Consider the following 14,698-nt stretch of genomic DNA (forward strand, 5'->3'; position numbering starts at 1 on the left):
CCGACCTCTCAGATCCCCGCGTACCAGGAAAACCCCATCTCCGAGACCATGCTGCCCCGGCCCTGGCCGAGCCCGTCCACGCGGTCGGTGGCCTCGATGCTGGCGAGGTATTTCAGCGACTTGTAGCCGAGTTGGCGCTCGACCCGCAGGCGCACCGGCGCGCCGTGGGCCACGGGCAGGTCGCCGCCGTTCATGCCGTAGGCCAGGATCGTCTGCGGGTGCAGGGCGTCGAACAGGTCGTAGCTGTCCCACCAGCCGTCCACCGTGCGGATCACGATGAAGCGCGCCTCGGGTTTGAGCCCGACGCTCGCCAGAACGTGGGACAGCGGAACGCCGGTCCAGCCGCCGATGGCCGACCAGCCCTGCTCGCAACTATGCAGCGTCACCTGCGTGCGGGCCGGCATTGCCCTCAGCTCGGCCAGCGTGAAGGCGGCGGGCCGCTCGACGAGGCCGCTCACCGGCAGGCGCCAATCGGAGAACCCGGCCGCCTTCGAGCGGCGGTAATCGGGGTTGTCGGGATCGGTGGTGTTGATGGTGGGAAACACCGCCGAGATCGCCTCCGGCCCGAACTCCCGCACCAGCGGCTGGTCGCGCAGGAGGAAGCGCTGGGTGGCCAGCGTCAGGGTGTCGCTCAAGCCGTAGAGGCCTGATCGACGCGGGCCGCTCTCGATCAGCTCGCAGCCGCCGAGAAGGCCGCCGATCCCCATTGCCGAGGAGCCGAGCATCAGCCTGCGGCGGGTGAGATCGCTCATCGCGGGTCCTCCTCTGACGGCGCCGACGGGGATTTCGGCCGGGCGGAGCGCCCGGTGATCATGCCCCGCATCAGGTCGAGCGGCCCGTTGGCGAGCACCTGCCAGACGTGGATCAGGAGGAAGCCGACGAACAGAACCGCCGACAGGAAGTGGATTGTGCGCGCCGATTGCCGGCCGCCGAACAGGGTGAACAGCTCGGGGTAGGCCGCCGTGACGCCGGGCGACATGGTGAGGCCCGAGAGCAGCATCACCGGCGCCAGCACGAGGATGACGACGAGATAGGCGAGCTTCTGCAGCACGTTGTAGCGGTGCGCGCCCGTTGCACCCGAGCCGGTGAGCCGGAGATGCGCGCGGATGTCGGCCGCGATGTGCCGGGGGTGGAGCTGGTCACGCTCGGGGGTCAGGCGGCGCAGGAAATGCCCGCTCGCCAGGGCGACGAGCCCGTAGAGCGCGCCGTTGAGGACGAAGATCCAGGCGGCGAGGAAGTGGAGATTGCGGCCCCAGCCGGTCTGTTCGAGGTTCACCGGCAGCGGCAGGACGATCCAGGCCGAAGCGTCGTTGGCCCCGGTCTCGCCCCAGAACAGCCGGGGCAGGGCGAGCAGGATCGCGAATCCGCTGACGAGGAGCGCCAGGAAGGCGCCGGTGTTCACCCAATGGGTCAGGCGCACCCAGAGCGGATGGCGCGGGACGGCACTTTCTCCACGCGCCGTCATCGCGTTCGTCATGGCCTGTCCGCCATCATGGCCCGTCCGACCGCCGCAGCACGTCGAGGCGGTAGGCATCCGTGCGCGTGCCGGACAGCACCCGGCAGAACGGGGCCGCGCCCGCGATGAAGCCCTCCGCCGCCGCATCGCCGGAGAGGGGGTAATCGGTCTCGCCGAGCCAATGCACGAGGACGCAGTCGCCCCCCGGCGCCAGGCTCGCCTCCACCCGTGCGACGAGCCGGGCCAGATCCTCCATGCTGAGGAAGTAGAGCATCTCGCCGAAGACGATGAGGTCGAACCGGCCCTCCGGCCAGACCTCCGGCACCGCGCCGCGGACGAAGCCGACCTGCGGGTACTCGGCGCAACGCGCCTGAGCGGCGTCGAGGGCAGCCTGCGCGACGTCGAGGGCGGTCAGCGCCCCGCAGCGGGGGGCGAGCGCCCGGGTGAAGACGCCGATGGAGCAGCCGACCTCGAGAGCGTGTTTGTAGCGCGCCTGCGGTAGAGCCTGCAGCGTCGCGGCGTATTTCTCCGCCTCGTAGGCGCTGGAGGTGAAGCCCCAGGGATCGGGATCGGAGGCGTAGATCTCCGAAAAGTAGCGCTCCGGCAGCGTCTCCGTCCGACGGCCGCTCATCCCACACGCTCCGCGGCGCGCGGGGCGGCCTCGTCGGGCCACAGGGCGTGGGGCGGCTCGTCGGCCGCCAGCGCGTGCGCGGCCATGCCGGTCAAGGCGAAATCCGGGGCCGGCTGGCGCAGATAGGTGGCGAGGTCGCGCATCAGACGCTCCAGGGGGTGGCTTTCGAGGAAACCCGCGAGCCCGATCGAACGCTGCGCCAGGGTGATGACGTCAAGCCCCGCCTGCTCGACCGCGGCGCGGGCGAGGTTGACGTAGGCGATGACCCGCTCGGGGTGGTCGGCTTCCGCGGCGGCGAGGCGGGCGGCGCGGGCGACGATCAGGCGGCTCGTCTCGGCCGCGACCATGGCCCGCCCGAACCGCGCCTGCTGGTGCGGGTCATCGGCCCGGCCGGTGGCGGCGAGATGCGCCCGGTGGGTCTCGATCACCGCCTCGATCCCGCCGAGCTGGACCGCGAGGAAGCGCCACGCCCCGGCGAAGAAGAAGGGCTGGCGCCAATAGTCGTCCGGCGCGCCGATCACCTCGCCGTCGCGCAGGCCGAGCCCGGAAAAATCGACGGTCCCGGTCGCGGTCGTGCGCATGCCGTGAACGCGCCAATCCGACAGGTCGGCCCGTTCGCCGGGTTCGAGGCGCAACACCAGCATCAGCCGGCGCCCGTCGGCGATCCGCGCCGTCACGAGCGGGCGGGTGACGAAGCCCGCCCCCGAGGCGTAGGTCTTCACGCCGTCGAGGCCGTCCGCACCGTCGAGGACGAGGCCGCCCTCAGCCGGCTCGGTGTTCCAGACGCCGAAGAGCCGGCCCTCCACCGCGTCGCGGGCAAGCCGCTCGGCGACGGCGGTGTCGGCGTAGCGCAGCACCAGGGCCAGTGCGTTGACGTGGCCCTCGAAGAGACGCCCGACCGCGAGATCGTCACGGCCGATCTCCGTCAGCAGCGCCCGCAGAGCGTCGACGCGGGCGGGCTCGCACAATCCGGCACCACCGAGCGCTTCGGGCAGGGGCGCGGCGAGATGCCCGGCCCGACGCAGCCGGGCGATGGCCTGCGCGGGAAAACCACCCTGCCCATCCGCCGTCTCGTCGCAGGCGCCGGCCCGGGATGCCCCAGGAGACCGCGCGAGAGAGAGGAGCGAATGGGGCGACACAAGCGGCTCGGGGTTCGATGAATCGTACGACATCCCCCGAACGGCTCCGGCACCCCCGCGCGGGCGCACCGGCCCGCGAGCGGGCTGCCGGCCTTACGGGAAAGCCATCCAGGAACAAAACCTAGAGCGGCAGAGCGCGTCTTCCCATGCGGCGCAGTGGCGGGGGGCTGGATTATCCCCGGCACTGTCAGGGGCGGAACCGCGGGGCGCCTCATGGGCGTTCCAGTCTTCGGCCGGACCGCACAAGCGGCCGGGACGACATCCGGAGGGGAGCGATGGCGGACGACACCGAGCGACTCGGCCTTCTCATGGGCGTGTTCGAGTTGGCCCTCAGCCGCCTGTTCGAGGCGAGCCCCGGAGGAGGGCAGGCGCGCGACCTGTTCGTGGAGGACGTGCGCCGGCTCCTGGCCGACACTCGCGAGCTGCAATCGGACTCCCCGGCGGTACAGACCTACGAAGCGCTGCTGCGGCGGCTCGGGGCCACCCGACCCGGCGATGCGGACGGGCTCGGTGTGATCCCCACGCCGGAGCAGGGCGTACCGCCGGCCGGATCCGGCGTGTAGAGAGGGTGCAGACCGTGAGCGAGACCGAACACGAGACCGATCCGGCGCCCGAACCGAAGCTTGCCGGCATCCTGACCTTCCCGCCGGAGGTCGTGGCGGCGCTGGACGAGCATTGCGCGGTCGAGCGCCTGCCGCGGGACCGGGCGATCTGCGAGATCGTCGCCGAGTATCTGCGCTTCAAGGGCTACCTGCGCGCCCGCCCCGCACACCCCCATCGCACGCCCAAGGGCGAAAAGCCGGAGGGGCTCTGACGATGGCGACCTCGTTCAAGGGCCTGTTCCTCTGCCCGCCGAAGCAGCCGCGCCCGAGCCACGTCCGGGTTCAGGACGGGGAGGGCGGTGAGACCACCCTGCCGCTGGAGGAATACGAGGCTCGGGTCGGCCAGCCGCCCTGGCAAAGCCTGCCCTGGCAGGGCGAGGCCGGCCCTGTGCCGGATGACGGCGACAAGCACGGGCCCGAGATCAGCATGTGAGGCCGTTCACGGCTCACCGGGTCGATTTGCGGACGCATCCCCTCGCCCCGCCCGCGGGGAGAGGGGTTCTTGGCGGACCCGTCCCGCCTCACCAAGCCGTCGGCTTGGGGTTGCGCTCGTCGAAGCCGATCTGGTGCCAATACGGATAGATCGGATTTTCCCGGCTCGCCGCGTCGAGGCGGGCGATCTGGTCGGGCGTGAGCGACCAGCCCACCGCACCGAGATTCTGCTTCAACTGCTCCTCGTTGCGGGCGCCGATGACGATGTTGCACACGGTCGGGCGGCTGAGCAGCCAGTTCAGCGCCACCTGCGGCACCGTCTTGCCGGTCTCGGCGGCGACCGCGTCGAGGGCATCAATCACATCGTAGAGGTAGTCGTCGGAGACGGTGGGACCGCCCTCCGCGCCGCTCGCCGTGGACAGCCGCCCGCCCGAGGCCGCCTGCCCCCGCCGGATCTTGCCGGTGAGCCGGCCCCAGCCCAGCGGACTCCACACCATCAGGCCGACGCCCTGGTCGAGGCCGAGCGGCATCAGCTCCCACTCGTAGTGGCGGCCGATCAGCGAGTAATAGCCCTGATAGACGACGTAGCGGGCGAGCCCCTCCTTCTCCGAGGTCGCCAGCGCCTTCATCAATTGCCAGCCGGAGAAGTTCGAGGCGCCGATATAGCCGATCTTGCCCGAACGGGTGAGGTCGTCGAGCGCCCGCAGGGTCTCCTCGACGGGGGTCAGCGCGTCGAAGCCGTGCATGAAGTAGACGTCGATATGGTCGGTCTGGAGCCGCTTCAGGCTCGCCTCGCAGGCGCGGATCAGGTGGTGGCGCGACGAGCCGACGGCGTTCACGTCCTCGCCGACCCGGAAGGTCGCCTTGGTGGAGATCAGGAGCCGGTCGCGGCGGCCCTTGATCGCCTCGCCGAGGATCTTTTCGGAATCGCCGCTCGAATAGAGGTCGGCGGTGTCGAGGAAGTTGACGCCCGCATCGAGGCAGAGATCGATCAGGCGGCTCGCCTCGGCCACGCCGGTGCTGCCCCAGTTCTGGAAGAACGCGTCGGTGCCGCCGAAGGTGGCGGTGCCGAGGCTGAGCACCGGTACCTTGAGGCCCGAGCGTCCGAACTGCCGGTATTCCATGTCCGTCACTCCGCTGTGGCTGTCGGGAAACGGCCCTGAGAGGCCGCCCGCCCCCGTCTTGAGGAGACCGGCGCGCCCCGGCAATGCGGCGGACCGGGCGGGCACCCTGCAAGGCGCGAATGGCGCCGCTGCCATCATACCGCCATCGGGCGCCCGCGGTTCCGCCACCGAAAGGGGCAGGTTCCGCAAAGACTTCGTCAACCAAGAGCCACTATTAAAGCTCAAGTTTTAGGAACCCCGATCGGGGCTGCCTCTTCTTTCATCAGATCCGGCGCCGGTGTCGCCAGCCGGTCTTAACATTGGGAATGTCGCCTCGTGAGCTTCACCGTCAGCGCCGGCACCGCTTCGCGCGTCTATTCCTGGCAGCACGGCTCCCTGCTGAGCGCCCTGGAGCAGGGCCTGTCGTTGACGACCTCCGGCATGAGCGACGTGCGCATCGTCGATTCGGAAGGCCGCAGCCACAGCCCCGCCGCGCTCTACCAGCGTGTGTTCGGGCAGCAGCCGACGGACGAGTCCGCGCCGCCCCGCGCCCGCGCGGCCTGATCGCCCTACCCCCGGATCGCCGCCGCATCCGGGGCCACCACCGCGAACAGGTCGCCGAGCGCCGCAAGGCTTGCGGCCTGCACCGCGGCCGCCGGTACGGTCGCACCGTCCGGGCCCGGCAGGGCGCGGGTGGCGGTGGCCGAGGCCACCACGGTCGGGCGGAAGCCGAGGTTGAAGGCGCTGCGCGCGGTCGAATTCACGCACATATGCGTCATGAAGCCGGCCAGGATCACATCCTTGACGCCGGCGGCCTCCAGTTGCGCCTGCAGGTCGGTGCCGACGAAGGAACTCGGATAGGCCTTGGTGATGACGGGCTCCCCCTCCCGCGGGGCGACCTCGTCGCTGATCTGGCCGATGGCGGCGGTGAGGTCGTAGGGCGAGCCAGGCCCGGCATCGTGGCGCACATGGAAGACCGGGATCCCGGCGTTGCGCGCCCGTTCCAGCAGCGCCTGCGCCTCTCGGATCGCCGGCTCGACGCCCTCCAGGCGCATCACGCCCTCGCGGTAGGTGTTCTGCAGGTCGATCATCACCAAGCCTGAGCCCGACAGGGAAGCGGGCTCCGGCGGCAGGCCGGACAGGCTGCGAAGCGTTTTGAGGTCGGTCATGGCTGGTCCTTCTCGTGGGATGCGTTTCCGGGCGGGATGTGAGCCGAGTGGGGCCGCCCGCGCAACCTGCTGAAAGGTCCAACGGGTGGAAGGCCACCGATCCCACCTACCCCTCATCCTGAGGCGCCCGCGCCAGCGGGCCTCGAAGGATCCTCCAGCGATCGCGCGATTGCTGGAGGATCCTTCGAGGCCTCCGCTTCGCTCCGGCACCTCAGGATGAGGACGAGGATGGGATCAGCGCTGCGCGAAAGTTTTAGCGCTGCGCGAAAGTTTTAGCGCTGCGCGGCTTGCATCGGCTTGTCCGATTTCGGCGCCTGGGGGGCGATGCGGCCGCCGTCCTTGAGATCGGCCGGGGGGCTCAGCACGAGGCGCTCGCCGCCCGAGAGCCCCTTGTCCACCTCGACCACCGTGCCCTTGTCGCGGGCGACATGGACCTCGACCCAACGCACGCGGTCGTCCTCGCCGGCCACCGCCACGCGGGTGCCGGACTGGTTGAACACCAGCGCCTCGGCCGGCACCGCTACCGTGGCGCCGCCGGTGCGGGGGATCGCCAGGGTTACGTAGACGTAGAGGCCCGGCCGCAGGGTGAGGTCGGGGTTCGGCACGTCGACCTGCGTCGTCAGGGTGCGCGAGGAGGCGAGCAAAGCCACCGAGCTGCGCTCGACCACGCCGGCGAAGCTGCGGTCGGGCATCTGCGGCACCTTGATCTGGGCCGCGATGCCCGGCTGCACGCCCACCGCCGCGTTCTGCGGCACGTTGACCGAGATGCGCAGCACGTCGTCCCGGTCCATCGACAGGAGCGGCGAGCCGGAGCCGGCATCGGCCTGGACGAGGTCGCCGACATCGACGTTGCGGGTGGTGATCACCCCGTCGAAGGGGGCGGTGACGATCTCGAAGCCGGTCAGCGCCTTGAGCCGCCCGACGGTCGCCTGCTGCGCCTTGATGTTGGCCTGTGCCACCTTCACGTCGGCCTCCGCCGAGGCGAGGTTCGCCTGCTGCGCCAGCACGCCGGCCTGGGTGTTGTCGGCGTTCTGCTTCGAGGCCCAGCCCTGGCCGGCGAGCGTCGAGGTACGCGAGTTGGTGGCCTGGGCGAGGTTCGTGTTGGCCTTGGCCTGATCGACCATGGCCCGGGCCCGCAGGAGCTGGGCCTCGAGCTGCCCGAGCTGCGCCTCGGCTTGCGCGAGTTGCTGGTCGAGATCCGGGGCGGCGATGCGCAGGAGCACGTCGCCCTTCTTCACCCGCGAACCGAGATCGACATGGCGCTCGGCGATGTAGCCGGTGGCGCGGGGATAGATCCGCGCGGTGGCGAAGGGCTCGGTCTGGCCCGGCAGGGTCAGCTCGATCGGCCCGTCGAGGCGCTTGGCCTCCTCGGTGCGCACTTTCGGCACGAACTCCATCTGCCGCGCCCGCGTCGACTCGGCCCGGGCCGCCCGCTGCCAGTGGCCGTAGCCGCCATAGGCCAGCAGGCCGAGCGCGATCAGCCCGGCCCACACGAAGCCGCCCTTGCCCGGCGGCGGCGGGATTTTCTTGTCCTCGCCGTCGGTCACGGGCGAATCCTCCGGTCGGATCGGACGGGCGTCATCAGACATAATCCTCGAGCGGCTTGGCCTCGCCCCGCCGCAGCAGGCTGTACAGGAACGGCACGAACAGCAGGGTCGAGGGCGTGCCGAGCGCGATGCCGCCCATCACCGCGCGGGCGAGCGCCGCGTTCTGCTCGCCGCCCTCGCCGGTGCCGAGCGCCATCGGCACCAGCCCCAAGAACATCGCGCTCGCGGTCATCAGCACCGGCCGCAGCCGCGTCTCGCCCGCGACGATGGCCGCCTCACGGGCCGAACAGCCCGTCGCCTCCCGGTGTTCCTTGGCGAAGGTGACGAGCAGGATCGAGTTGGCCGAGGCGATGCCCACCGACATGATCGCGCCGAATAGCGAGGGGATCGAGAAGGCGGTGCCGGTGATGAACAGGCTCGCGACGATGCCGCAGAAGGCGACCGGCAGGGCGGCCAGCACCACGAAGGGGTCGCCCCAGCTCTGATAATTCACCGCCATCAGGAGGTAGACGGCGACGACCGCGATGCCGAGCCCGATGCCGAGCCGGAAGAAGGCGGCGCGCATGTTCTCGATCTGCCCGCGCACGCTAATCTTGTCGGGCGCCGGCAGCGTCTTCTGCTCCTCGGCGACGATCCGATCGATATCCCGGGCGACCGCGCCGAGGTCGCGGTCCTGCACCGCGGCGTAGACGTTGAAGGTCGGCTGCGTGTTGACGTGGTTGATCACCGTCTGCGTCGGCTGGCGGGTGATCGTGGCGATGCTCGACAGCAGCGTCAGCGCGCCGGGCCCGCTACCGGCATTGGCGCGGGCAAAGAGCGGGGTGTTCTGCAGGGCGGTGAGCGAGGCGTTGCGGTATTCTGGCGTCTGGACCCAGAGCTGGTAGGGGATGCCGGTCTTCGGGTCGGTCCAGAAGTTCGGGTTCACCTGGAAGGAGCCCGACAGCGACACGTTGAGGCTTTGCGCCACCTGCTGCTGGGTCAGGCCGAGTTCGGAGGCCAGCCGCCGGTCGACATCGACGAAGAATTGCGGCTGATCGACGATCTGGTGCAGGTGCACGTCGACGAGGCCGGGCGTCTCCTTCAGCCGCGCCTCGATGCGCCGGGCGGCGGCTAGATCCTTCACCGTGTTGCGGCCCGAGACCTGCACGTCGATCTGCGCGATCACACCGAAATTGAGGATCTGCGTGATGATGTCGGAGGGCTGGAAGTAGACGATCATGTCGGGGAAGCGCTCGCGCAGAATCTCGCGCAGGCGGCGCTGGTACTCGGCGACCGGGCCGTGCTCGTCCTTCAGGTCGATGAGCATCTGCCCGTCGTTGTAGGAGACGAAGGAGCCGTCGGAGAAGGCGAAGTTATAGTTGTTCGAGGGCAGGCCGATATTGTCGAGGATCTGGTCGATCTCATCCTCGGGGATCACCTCGCGCACCACCTTCTCGACCTCGGCGAAGGTCTGCTCGGCGGTCTCGATGCGCATCCCCGGCCGGGTGCGCAGGTGCATCGTCATCTGGCTCGATTCGACCTGCGGGAAGTAGTCCTGCCCCGTGAAGACGAAGAGCCCGCCGGTGCCGGCAAACAGCAGGACGACGCCGGTCACCGTCGCGACCGGGTGGCGTAGAACGGCGTGGAGCAGCCCGACATAGCCGCGGTGGAACCGGTCGAACCGCGCCTCGAAACCGCGGCGGAAGGCGCCGGCCAGCCGGAAGACGGGGGAGAGCAGCCAGACAAGCGCCCGCTCGATCCGCCCGCGGCGCGGGGCGTCCGCTTCGCCGCCGTGGTGCTGCAGGTATTCGCGCGCCACCAGCACGTCGATCATCACCGGCACGAGCGTGCGGGTGAGGAGGTAGGAGGTCAGCATCGCGAACACGACCGCGAGCGCCTGCGGCGTGAACAGATACTTCGGCGTGTCGGTGAGCGCGAAGACCGAGACGAAGGCGGCGCAGATCGACAGCGTCGAGATCAGCGCCGGCTTAGCGATGCCCGCGGCACCCTCGACCACGGCGTTGCGGAAGGGCTTGCCCTCCTCGAACAGGCGGTAGGTGTTCTCGATCGCCACCGTCACGTCGTCGACGAGGATGCCGACCGCGAGCGCCAGCCCGCCGAGCGTCATCACGTTGATGGTGTGACCGAGGGCGGCGAGCAGGGCTAGCGAGGTCATCAGGCAGAGCGGGATCGAGACGAGCACGATCAAGGTCGAGCGCCACGAGCCGAGGAACAGCAGGATGGTCAGACCCGTCAGCGCGGCGGCGATGACGGCTTCGTGCCACACGCCCTCGATCGCGTTCGAGACGAAGACCGACTGGTCGAAGAGCGGCTTGATCTCCATGCCCTCGGGGGCCGCCGCGCGGATGTCGGGGAGTGCCGCCTTGACGTTGTTGACGACATCGAGCGTCGAGGCGGTGCCGTTCTTCAAGACCCGCATCAGCACCGAGGCGGCGCCGTCGGCCCGCACCACGTTGACCTGCGGCGGGCCGCCGTCGCGGACATAGGCCACGTCGCGCACCAGCACCGGCTGGCCGTTGACCACCTTGATCGGGATCTCGTTCAACGCCGCGATCGCATCCGGCGTCGCGTTCATCTGCACCGGGTATTGCTGCTCGCCGATCTTGGCGAGGCCCGAGGGGATCGTCAGGTTCTGCGAGGTCACCGCGTTGGTGACCTCCAGCGGCGTCATCCCGAGCGCCTGGAGCGCGTGCAGGTCGAGATCGACCATGACCTGGCGCGGGGCGCCGCCGAAGGGGGAGGGCAGGGTCGAGCCCGGCACCTGGGTCAGGCGCTGGCGGATGCGGTACTGGGCGTAGTCGTAGACCTTGTTGAGGCTGTCCTTGGCCGAGGTCAGCGCGAGCTGGATCACGGGCACCGACGAGGCGGAGAAGCGCACGATGACGGGCGGCTGCACGCCCGGCGGCATCAGCGCGCGGATCGAGTTCGTGGAGGAGACGACCTGGGCGATGGCCAGATCGATGCTGACGCTCTGGTCGAAGTAGATCTTCATCACCGACGTGCCCTGCAGGCTCGTCGATTCCATTCGGGCGATGTTGTTGACGTTGTTGGAGATTCCGAACTCGGAATAGGTCGTAATCCGCTTCTCCATCTCCGGCGCGGACAGGCCCGTATAGGTCCAGACCACGACGACGACGGGGATATCGACCGCCGGCAGCACGTCCTTGGGGGTGACGACGATGGCGCTGACGCCGCCGAGCATCATCAGCACCGCGAGGACATAGGTCGTGATGCGGAACTTGAGGGCGTACTGGACGAGTCCCATGAATCTCCGGTGAAGTTGGATCTCCGGTGGATGTCCGGTCAGAGTGCCTCACGAAACGCCCGGTCGCCGACGGCCCTTAGCCTGGCCATGCCGACGGGAATTTTGTGAGAGGCACGAAGCCTTGGCCCGAGCCATGGCGCGGGATGATCCCACGAATACCGCACGGCGACTGTTTCTGTTCTATGTCCGATTGTCGCCGACAACATGCGCGCGCTGCGATGCCGCATCGCCGCCTGTCCCCGTTGTCGAGGTGCACCGCATCCGCCCGAAGCGACAGGGTTAAACTGAAAACAACTTTTGCAACAATTGACCTCAGGCCGGGCGCGGTGGCGATGGCGCCGGATTGTCGTCTGCTTGTGCCGCCAGCTGTGCCGCCTCTTGCTGTGCCGTGTCTTGCCGCCGCGCCTGCGCCCGGCCGAGCCAGAGCGCGTTGAGGAGCCATGCGGCCGAGAGCGGCACCGCCACCACCGCCGCGGCGTGGCCGCCGAAACCGAGCGCGGCCAGCCCCGCATGGGACCACGCGCCGACCTGATCGCCGAGGCGGTAGACCACCGTGTCGATGAAGCTTTTCGCCTTGTAGCGGTCCTCGCGCGGCACCACCGTGAACAGCACCTCGCGCACCGGCCGGGCGATGGCGAAGTTGCCGGCCCGGCGCAGCACGTAGATCACCACCACCGAGGCGACGCTCGGCGAGAGTGCCAGCGCGGCAAATCCCACGATGCTCGCCGCCGGCAGCAGCGCCAGCGTCACGCCGACCCCGAGCCAGCGCGTGATGCGCCCGGTGAGGAAGAGCTGCACGCCGAGCGTCAGGGCGTTCACGGCGAGATCGACATTGGCGAAGAAGGCCGTCTGCGCCCCCCGGCTGGGGAAGTTGTTCTTGGCCACCGCCGCCTGCTCGAAATACAGGAAGGTCGCGGTGATCGAGAACAGCGCCAGAAACAGCGCGATGTTCAGGAGGTAGGGCGAAGCGACGGTGCGCCGGATGCCGGCCCAGATGTCGCCGCCGATCACCTCGCCCGCCCGCGAATCCTCCGGCACCTCGTGGAGGCGCCCGATCAGGCGGGCGAGGCCGCGCATGGCGAAGACCGCCGCCTCCAGGAGCACGGCGGCAGCGATGAGCAGCGCCCAGGTCGGCACGTCGCGCGCCAGCGTCGCCGTCACCGCCGAGCCGCAGATCGCGCCGAGCGTCGCGCCCGCCGCGATGAACCCGAACAGGCGCTTGCCCTGTTCCGTCGAGAACACGTCCACCACCGTGGCCCAGAAGATCGAGACCACGAACAGGTTGAAGATCGAGAGCCAGACGAAGAAGGCTCGGCCCACCCAGACCGCGGTTTCACCGTCCGTAAGCGCGATCAGGGCGGAAAAAATCAGGATGTTGAGGATGAAGAAGCGGTAGGTGAGGGGCACGAAGCGCGCCCGCGGCAGGCGCTTGACCAGCCAGGCGAAGGGCAGGTTCAGCGCCAGCATGCCGATCAGCGTCGCCAGGAACAGCCAGGGCAGGTTTTCCAGGCCGCCCGCCACGCCCATCTGGTCGCGGATCGGGCGCAGCACGTAGTAGCTCGCGAGCAGCGCGAAGATGTAGGCCCAAGACCAAGCCAGCGCCGGGCCCTCGCCCGGCCTCACATCGACGAGGCGGGCGAGGCGGTCAGAGAGCGAAAAGCCCGACGAAGAGGCCGGGGCCTCGCTCAAGGCTTCACCCCGAGCTTCTGCTTCAGCTCCGGCGCCGAGAGGTCGTGCCCGAAGCCGGGCGAGCCCATGGCGAAGGTATCGGCCGCCTTCAGTTCGCCGACCACGACGGGGTCGAAGCCGGCATCCGAGACCAGGGTGCGGGCGGTCTCCAGCGCCTTCGGGTCGTTGCCGGCGATCGGCACCGCCATGCGCGGCTCGGGCCGGCCGGCATTCTTCTGGAAGATCTTGTAGTTGGCCGCATTGAAGGCGCGCACCACATGGGCGCCGGCCAGATACTTGGCCGAGACCGCACCGATGCCGTCGCGCTCGACCTCGTCGGCGACGGCCCCGTCGCGGGCCTTCACCGCGTTGCCGGCATCGATCACGACCTTGTTCTTCAGCGCCGCGGCGTTCTCACGCCCCAAGTCCGGATAGGCCTTGTAGGGCACTGCGATCAGCACGGCGTTGCCGAAGGCGATCGCCTCCGCCGGGGTGCCGGCCCGCGCCTTGGGCCCGAGTTCCTCGACGAGCGGCTTCAGCTCCTCGGGGTGGCGGGAGGCGAAGAACACCTCGTAGCCCGCCTTGATCCAGAGACGGCCGAGCGTGCCGCCGATATTGCCCGCCCCGATGATCCCGATTCTTTTGGGATTTTCCGATTGAGCGAGAGCGGGCAGGGCGGGGAGCAGAAGCGTGCCGGCCAGCAGAGCCAGTACCCCACGCCGAACGGAAGAAATCCCAAAACAGTCAGACCGCATCGATGAAGGCCTCCATCTTGCGCCGCTCGGCGGCGTCCGGCAGCCGCCCGGTCGCGGCGGCGAGGTTGTCCTCGACGTAACTCGCCTTGGCCATGCCCGGGATCGGGCAAGTCACGGCCTCGTTGGCGAGCACGTATTTGAGGAAGAACTGCGCCCAGCTCTTGCAGCCAAATTCGGCGGCGAAGGCGGGCAGGGGCTTGTCCTTCACGGCCTTGAACAGGCGGTCGCGGCCGAAGGGCACGTTGACCATCACCGCCACGCCGCGCTCAACCGCCAGCGGCAGGACGCGTTCGGCCGCCGCCCGGCTGTCGAGGGCGTAGTTCACCTGCACGAAGTCGAGCTTCTCCCGCTTCATCACCGTTTCAAGCTCGGGGAACTGCTCGTCGCGCCAGACCGTGACGCCGACATAACGGATGCGGCCCTTCTCCTTGAGCGTGCGCAGGACCGCGAGGTTCACTTCCGTGTCGACGAGGTTGTGCACGGCGATGAGATCGATCTTGTCCGTGCGCAGGCGCTGGAACGAGCGCTCGGTCTCGGCCTGGGCCGCCTCCCGGCCGCGGGCGGCGACCTTGGTGGCGAGAAAGATCTTTTCGCGCAGGCCGTCGAGGATCAGGCCGAGCACGTCCTCCGCGGTGCCGTAGCTCGGGGCGGTGTCGATCACCCGGCCGCCGAGCGCGACGAAGCGCTCGACCGCCTCGCGCAAGGGCGCGGTCGCCTCGGGCGTCGGCGCCACCTCGTAGCGGCGCGAGGTGCCGATGCCCATGGCCGGCAATCGCTCACCGGAAGAGGGGATCGGCCGGGTGATCAGGGCGTCGGCGGCGCGGGCCGGGCGCAGCAGGGCCGGCGCGAAGCCCGCTCCGGCGGTGAGGGCCGCGCCCTGCAACAGGGTTCGGCGGGAAAGCGGCGGGACGGGCGGCATGGAGGCGGGCTC

Annotated in this window: 15 protein-coding genes; 4 read left to right on the forward strand and 11 right to left on the reverse strand. The window is 69.5% G+C overall.

The genetic code is table 11. The features are described from left to right. Positions 1–8: 8 nt before the first annotated feature. Genes OVA30_RS15455 through OVA30_RS15470 form a run of 4 tightly spaced genes read right to left on the reverse strand, consistent with a single transcriptional unit; the run spans position 9 to position 3,259 of the window. Positions 9–752 (reverse strand): molybdopterin-dependent oxidoreductase, encoded by a 744-nt coding sequence (locus OVA30_RS15455; RefSeq protein ID WP_268175987.1) that lies wholly within the window; start codon positions 750–752, stop codon positions 9–11. Continuing rightward, positions 749–1,477, reverse strand: a complete 729-nt coding sequence (locus tag OVA30_RS15460; protein ID WP_268175988.1) for a cytochrome b/b6 domain-containing protein — start codon at positions 1,475–1,477, stop codon at positions 749–751. Before OVA30_RS15460 ends, OVA30_RS15455 begins: the two co-directional genes overlap by 4 nt. A 13-nt stretch (positions 1,478–1,490) precedes the next feature. Beyond that, positions 1,491–2,087 (reverse strand): SAM-dependent methyltransferase, encoded by a 597-nt coding sequence (locus tag OVA30_RS15465; protein ID WP_268175989.1) that lies wholly within the window; start codon positions 2,085–2,087, stop codon positions 1,491–1,493. After that, a complete protein-coding gene (locus OVA30_RS15470) occupies positions 2,084–3,259 on the reverse strand; it encodes an acyl-CoA dehydrogenase family protein (protein ID WP_268175990.1) in 1,176 nt (391 codons plus the stop codon). Before OVA30_RS15470 ends, OVA30_RS15465 begins: the two co-directional genes overlap by 4 nt. 242 nt (positions 3,260–3,501) lie before the next feature. Between OVA30_RS15470 and OVA30_RS15475 the strand changes: the two genes are divergently transcribed. Genes OVA30_RS15475 through OVA30_RS15485 form a run of 3 tightly spaced genes read left to right on the forward strand, consistent with a single transcriptional unit; the run spans position 3,502 to position 4,261 of the window. Further along, positions 3,502–3,789, forward strand: a complete 288-nt coding sequence (locus OVA30_RS15475) for a hypothetical protein (RefSeq protein ID WP_003605030.1) — start codon at positions 3,502–3,504, stop codon at positions 3,787–3,789. 5 nt (positions 3,790–3,794) lie between these two features. Next, positions 3,795–4,040, forward strand: a complete 246-nt coding sequence (locus tag OVA30_RS15480; protein ID WP_015824037.1) for a hypothetical protein — start codon at positions 3,795–3,797, stop codon at positions 4,038–4,040. A gap of 2 nt (positions 4,041–4,042) precedes the next feature. Next, positions 4,043–4,261: a hypothetical protein gene (locus OVA30_RS15485; RefSeq protein ID WP_268175991.1), complete on the forward strand. Its 219-nt coding sequence runs from the start codon at positions 4,043–4,045 to the stop codon at positions 4,259–4,261. Between the two features lie 88 nt (positions 4,262–4,349). Here OVA30_RS15485 and OVA30_RS15490 read toward each other — a convergent pair whose 3' ends face one another. After that, entirely contained in the window at positions 4,350–5,384 is a 1,035-nt protein-coding gene (locus tag OVA30_RS15490; protein WP_003605024.1) for an aldo/keto reductase, read from the reverse strand. A gap of 315 nt (positions 5,385–5,699) precedes the next feature. On the opposite strand from OVA30_RS15490, the gene OVA30_RS15495 reads away from it, so the two are divergent. After that, on the forward strand, positions 5,700–5,927 hold the full coding sequence (locus tag OVA30_RS15495) for a hypothetical protein (protein WP_268175992.1): 228 nt from the start codon (positions 5,700–5,702) through the stop codon (positions 5,925–5,927). A 5-nt stretch (positions 5,928–5,932) separates the two neighbouring features. On the opposite strand, the gene OVA30_RS15500 is transcribed toward OVA30_RS15495, so the two are convergent. The 6 genes from OVA30_RS15500 to OVA30_RS15525 all read right to left on the reverse strand — a co-directional run bounded on the left by OVA30_RS15500 (position 5,933) and on the right by OVA30_RS15525 (position 14,686). Next, the gene (locus OVA30_RS15500; RefSeq protein WP_015824041.1) at positions 5,933–6,532 is read right to left on the reverse strand and encodes a cysteine hydrolase family protein; all 600 of its coding nucleotides are present in this window, start codon (positions 6,530–6,532) and stop codon (positions 5,933–5,935) included. 272 nt (positions 6,533–6,804) lie between these two features. Beyond that, positions 6,805–8,121: an efflux RND transporter periplasmic adaptor subunit gene (locus OVA30_RS15505; protein ID WP_076642365.1), complete on the reverse strand. Its 1,317-nt coding sequence runs from the start codon at positions 8,119–8,121 to the stop codon at positions 6,805–6,807. Next, positions 8,114–11,344: an efflux RND transporter permease subunit gene (locus OVA30_RS15510; RefSeq protein ID WP_056153080.1), complete on the reverse strand. Its 3,231-nt coding sequence runs from the start codon at positions 11,342–11,344 to the stop codon at positions 8,114–8,116. Before OVA30_RS15510 ends, OVA30_RS15505 begins: the two co-directional genes overlap by 8 nt. A gap of 312 nt (positions 11,345–11,656) precedes the next feature. Further along, complete coding sequence (locus OVA30_RS15515; RefSeq protein ID WP_015952098.1) at positions 11,657–13,033, reverse strand: NTP/NDP exchange transporter; 1,377 nt, start codon at positions 13,031–13,033, stop codon at positions 11,657–11,659. Further along, a complete protein-coding gene (locus OVA30_RS15520) occupies positions 13,030–13,767 on the reverse strand; it encodes an NADPH-dependent F420 reductase (protein ID WP_268175993.1) in 738 nt (245 codons plus the stop codon). Before OVA30_RS15520 ends, OVA30_RS15515 begins: the two co-directional genes overlap by 4 nt. Further along, complete coding sequence (locus OVA30_RS15525; RefSeq protein WP_268175994.1) at positions 13,757–14,686, reverse strand: aldo/keto reductase; 930 nt, start codon at positions 14,684–14,686, stop codon at positions 13,757–13,759. The genes OVA30_RS15520 and OVA30_RS15525 overlap by 11 nt, the downstream gene beginning before the upstream one ends. Positions 14,687–14,698: the final 12 nt, after the last annotated feature.

Origin of the sequence: Methylorubrum sp. SL192 (assembly GCF_026672325.1) — a bacterium.
In the GTDB taxonomy this organism is placed as follows: Bacteria; Pseudomonadota; Alphaproteobacteria; order Rhizobiales; family Beijerinckiaceae; genus Methylobacterium; species Methylobacterium extorquens.